Raw genomic sequence first — 5,149 nt, forward strand, 5'->3', positions numbered from 1 at the left:
AACTACTTGAAAGCTAACCTGCCATGGCTGAGCTCCAAGGGCGTATGCTGCTTCTCTTGTTGCCTGTGGAACTAATTTCATCATCTCGTCGGTTGTGATTACTATAACCGGTATCATAAGCAATGCAAGCGCTACAGAACCGGCTATTCCCATAAAATGACCAACCGGATAAACAAGTATCGCATATACCACTGCACCTATGACGATAGATGGATTACTTACCATTACATCAACTATGTTTCTTGCAATTCTAAACACTTTTGAGTTTTGACCATACTCGGCAAAGAATATACCTGCTAATATTCCAATAGGCGTTCCTATCATAGTTCCAAGAACAGTGATGATTAAATGACCGATAAAAGCATGTTTTAATCCACCGCCTTCCATACCGGGTGGAACCGGGTCTTTTGTAAATAAATCTAAATTTATGTATTTAAAACCGTTAATAAGCAAATCTCCAAGTATCCAAAACAAGAAGAATAATCCAAGAAGTGCAGAAAAACCCGATAATGTAAGGAATATGTAATTTTCTAACTTTCTTTTAACCATGACTTACACCTTCCATTTCTTTTCTAATCTTAAAAGCATAATTTTAGAAAGATATAAAACAGCAAATGACATAACGAAAAGTATTAAAGCAAGATAATATAAAGAAGAAAGATAAACAGCCGTGTCTGCTTCTGTAAATTGGTTTGCCAAAGCAACGGTGATGGTTGTAAATGGGTCTAAAAGTGATTTTGGTATTTGGTTTACGTTTCCTGCTAAAAATGTAACTGCCATCGTCTCTCCAAGTGCTCTACCGGTAGATAAGATCAATCCGCCTGCAATGCTTGACGTTGTGATAGGTATCATCACTTGTTTTATAACTTCCCATTTTGTGGCCCCAAGGGCATAAGCTGATTCTTTCATTATAGGCGGAACCATGTTAAACGCATCTTTAACAACAGAACTCATAAACGGAATTATCATTATTCCAAGGATAAGAGATGTTGTTAAAACATCAATCCCTGTAGGAGAACCTTCAAAAAGCTTTCCTATTAAAGGAATTCCGCCAAGTTTTTCCTGAAGCCATGGCTCTATTTTTACACCAAATAATGGAGCAATTACAAACAATCCCCACATACCATAAATAATGCTTGGAATTCCGGCTAAAAGCTCTATTGCAGTTGAGAAGATTGGCTTTAGTTTGTTTGGTGAAAGTTCAACTAAAAAAATAGCAATACCAATTGAGATTGGAGCAGCAAATAATGTTGATAAAAATGTTGCTATTAATGTTCCAACTATAGGAGCCAACCCGCCAAATTTAAGTGCAACCGGGTCCCAGTCGGTAGATGTTAAAAAGTTTAAAACTCCAAAGGTTTGTATAGCAAGATATGCTTCTTTATACAGTACAATGAATATAACTAACGGAAGTATAAAGCCAATAAATATTGCCGCAAACCCAAGTATTATTTTTAAAAGTTTTTCTACAAGAAGCGCCCTTTTTAGTGCTGTATTTTCCATCCTTTAAGCTCCTTACTTTACTGTTTGTAATATAAATTTTTGTGTAAAATTATAAATTAACACCTTGGGTGAGAAATTGGCGGTTTTTTTAAAATTTAAAAATGAGATCCTTCGGACTTACGTCCTCAGGATGACAGAGAAAGCGAAAGTATGTTAACGATTGCCTTACTTGTCATTCTGAGCGAAGCGAGGAATCTACTACTTTTATCCAATTTCTCCACCCTACGTATTTACATATACACTCTATAGCTTTAGAAAATCCTAAGACATTATTATAAAATAAAAACAATATTGCTTTTCTTAAAAATAAAAGCCCCACCTTTTTAGAGGTAGGGCAAGATTGGAGGTTAGACATGAGAAAAGTATTACATCAATCCGTTTTCTTTCCAGTATGACCTGATTAAATCTTTCACGTTTTGCGGCATTGGGATATAGTTTAATCTTGCAGCTTCTTGGTCTCCATTTGTAAATACCCAGTCAAAGAAATTAACTGATTTTTTTGAGCTTTCTGGTTTATCTTTTGCAAGTAATATAAATACAGCTCCAGTTATTGGATATGAGTTTTTGCCCGGTTGGTCTGTTAATACTTCATAGAAATGCTTCATTTTATCCCATTTAGCGTTAGCAGCTGCTGCTTGGAAGCTTTCCATAGATGGAGCAACAAAGTTTCCTTCTCTGTTTTTAACTTTTCCAGCAGGCATGTTGTTTTGTTTTGCATATATAAATTCTACGTATCCTATTGCTCCTCTCATTCTCTTAGTGTAGTTAGCTACACCTTCATTACCTTTTCCGCCTACGCCAGTTGGCCAGTTAACAGATGTTCCAAATCCAACCTTTTCCTTCCATTCTGGGCAAACTTTTGATAAGTAGTTAGTCCAGATCCAAGTTGTACCAGAACCATCAGACCTACGAACTACCGTGATCGGTCTATCCGGTAAGTTTACGCCAGGGTTTAGTTGTTGTAAGTATGGGTCGTTCCACTTAGTGATTTTACCCATGTATATATCACAGAGAGCTTTTCCGTCAAAGTTAAGAACTTCTTTTACTTCTGGTAGGTTGTAAGTTGGAACTACTCCACCGATTACTGCCGGGAATTGGAGTAATTTCTTTTGGTTTAACTCTTCTGGTGTTAATGGAGCGTCTGATGCACCAAAGTCTACTGTTCTGTTTTCAATCTGTCTGATACCACCACCAGAACCGATTGATTGATAGTTAACTTTGTTTCCTGTTGCTTTTTCATATGCATAAGCCCAAGCAGACATGATTGGATAGACAAATGTTGACCCTGCACCTGTAACCGTTACTCCAGCTAATGCTGCAGTAGATGTTGCTAAAATTCCAGCTATTGCAAGTTTTTTCAAGCCTTTAACTTTCATCTTCTTCTTACCTCCGTAAAATTTTTAAGATTATGATACTATGAAAATGTTTATTTTTTATTAATTTTTTGTTAAGAAATTTTAACAATTTCCCCTCTCCCTCCCAAACATACAAAAAGCAGTAGGATTACCAGCTAAGCTCAGCTGTTAACATGTATTTTGATTTATCTTTATAATCTGGGTTAGTTCCTTTGTAATCATAATTGATAACGTTTGCAATCCATTTTACATATTTGTTCATAGTGTACGCTACACCAAAGTAGTAAGCATCTCTTTTGTTTGCTTTTATAGGATTTACTGTTGCATCATTATTACCACCTAAATCGTTTTTAAATCCTAACTCTTTCTTAAACTTCCAGTAGTCATATCTTGCAAAAATAGCCCAATCTTTAACTGGTCTTACTTCTGCGTTTACTGAGTACCCATCACCTGCTTGTGGAGATAGTGAGTTATAATCAGTTTTGCATACTGTGCTGCGATTAAGAACATTGGGTGGTTATAAACTGCATGGATATGATAGAGATTGAGGTTTTTATGAGTAGTATATGCATCGTTATATCCAATGTTGCTTGCTAAGTGTAAAGATATGTTTGCATACTGGTCTTTTGTTGGGCTAACTTTTTTGTCCCCGTTTCCAAATAGGTGATACGTTACTCTACCTTCAAAAGAGTTGTGGAAGCCGGATGATCTTTGAGATTTTGTGTTAATCTTGTCATAACCTTCTCCGTTAAACATTCCTATCTCAGAGGTGATGTATGGAGTTTTTGTATTGAAGCTAATTCCAAGGTCTGCTGATGGCCATAGCCCTGCACCATCTGAAGATTCTAAGAATACTTTATCTACAGACCTGTACAACCATCCAGAATTTTGTTCAAAATCAATCCAAGGTGTATGAGCTACACCAAACTTAAAGCTAGTGCGAGGAATTAAACTAGATATGTCTTTGTAGAGATAAGCATACTTAATTTTGAGTTTATAGTCTGTTCCTGTTGATAAATCAGTAGTAAATCTGATATGGTCTTTGTCTGAGATATAAGCCTTTGTATCAAAGTAAAATCTTCTTGCTTCAAAATCGCCTGCGTCGTTAACATTGTTAGATGTTGTTGAGTTGTGATACTTTTCTTTAATAGTAGTATAAGTATAGCCTAAGTAAGCCTTTCCGCCAATTTCAAACTTCTTAAACTTACCTGCTAATGCTGGCATGTCTCCCCATTTTTTCTCAAGCTTTGACAACTTATCCTTTGCTTCCATTGCTGTTTTGTCAATTTCAGCTTGGTATCTTGCCTTTTCTGCCTCTTCTTTTGCAAGCTGCTCGTCAATTGCTGCAGCTTCATCTTCTCTTAAGATACCCTTCTCAACAAGTTTTTTGAGAATAGGGTTCTCGACAACTTGTGCGTTTGCAAGCCCTACAGCTCCTAAGAGAGCCATCACTGCTAAAGTTCTCTTCATCTAAATAACCTCCTCTAAAAATATTATTCGCATATCACTATACCAAATAAATTTTAAGATTTAATGAAAGAATGGTTAAAATTTGTTAATAATTTTTTAAAATTTCATTAATCCCTTTCCAGGAATATACTGATAAGTTGCTGCTATTTCTTTATTTGAGTCTTTTTTATATTTGTCAACGTTTACTATTTGGCACTTGGCAGATGATTTATCTATATCTAAAATAGAATATCCCCATACTCTATGGCTTAGATACTTTGTCCATGGGTTTTGTTTCATTTCTAACTGGGCATATTCATCTACATCTTTAACTCCGTAGTCTTTCCACCAGTTGGCTTCTGCTGCAGAAATTGAGGATATTGCAGGAGTCATAAACTCTGCTCCGACGATTTTCTCATAGCTTTCTTTAAATTCTGTAGGTATTTCTGCAATCAAGGCGGCGTGTCTATCTCCTGTAAGGGCTACAAATTTGTTTATGTTATTTTTGTTTAAAAATTCTATTATCTCTTGTCTTTCTTTTATATATCCATCCCAGGCATCTAAGGAGCCATAAAGTCCGTTTATTTTTCCTTGTACAAATTGAACTTCGTTAGCTACTATTTTCCAATTATTTCCTTGTTTTAGCTTTTCATAAAACCAGAATTTTTGATTTTCTCCAAGCATTGAGGTTTTATACTGGTCTTCACAACCTGCGGATGCGAATCTTTTATCGCAAGGTTGCGGTGTTCTGTAAGACCTTTCATCTAAGCAAATCAAATGTGCTAATTCTCCAATTTTGAAATCTCTATAAATGGTGATCCATTCTAAAGGATTTTGAGCCT

The 5,149-nt window shown here is 35.8% G+C and carries 5 protein-coding genes; all 5 read right to left on the bottom strand.

Translation table 11 applies throughout. From position 1 onward, the window contains the following. Nucleotides 1-549, bottom strand: a 549-nt coding sequence (locus SULYE_RS05670) for a PstA family ABC transporter permease (protein WP_007547416.1), incomplete at its 3' end; no start/stop codon positions are given. A gap of 3 nt (nt 550-552) precedes the next feature. Then, nucleotides 553-1,503: a phosphate ABC transporter permease subunit PstC gene (gene pstC / locus SULYE_RS05675; RefSeq protein ID WP_007547417.1), complete on the bottom strand. Its 951-nt coding sequence runs from the start codon at nt 1,501-1,503 to the stop codon at nt 553-555. Between the two features lie 365 nt (nt 1,504-1,868). Further along, a complete protein-coding gene (pstS, locus tag SULYE_RS05680; RefSeq protein ID WP_007547418.1) occupies nt 1,869-2,879 on the bottom strand; it encodes a phosphate ABC transporter substrate-binding protein PstS in 1,011 nt (336 codons plus the stop codon). A 411-nt stretch (nt 2,880-3,290) separates the two neighbouring features. After that, complete coding sequence (locus SULYE_RS05685; protein WP_007547423.1) at nt 3,291-4,328, bottom strand: hypothetical protein; 1,038 nt, start codon at nt 4,326-4,328, stop codon at nt 3,291-3,293. Between the two features lie 96 nt (nt 4,329-4,424). Then, nucleotides 4,425-5,149 (bottom strand): alkaline phosphatase D family protein (locus tag SULYE_RS05690; protein WP_007547425.1); only part of this gene is annotated, 725 nt, incomplete at its 5' end.

Origin of the sequence: Sulfurihydrogenibium yellowstonense SS-5 (assembly GCF_000173615.1) — a bacterium.
Taxonomy (GTDB): domain Bacteria; phylum Aquificota; class Aquificia; order Aquificales; family Hydrogenothermaceae; genus Sulfurihydrogenibium; species Sulfurihydrogenibium yellowstonense.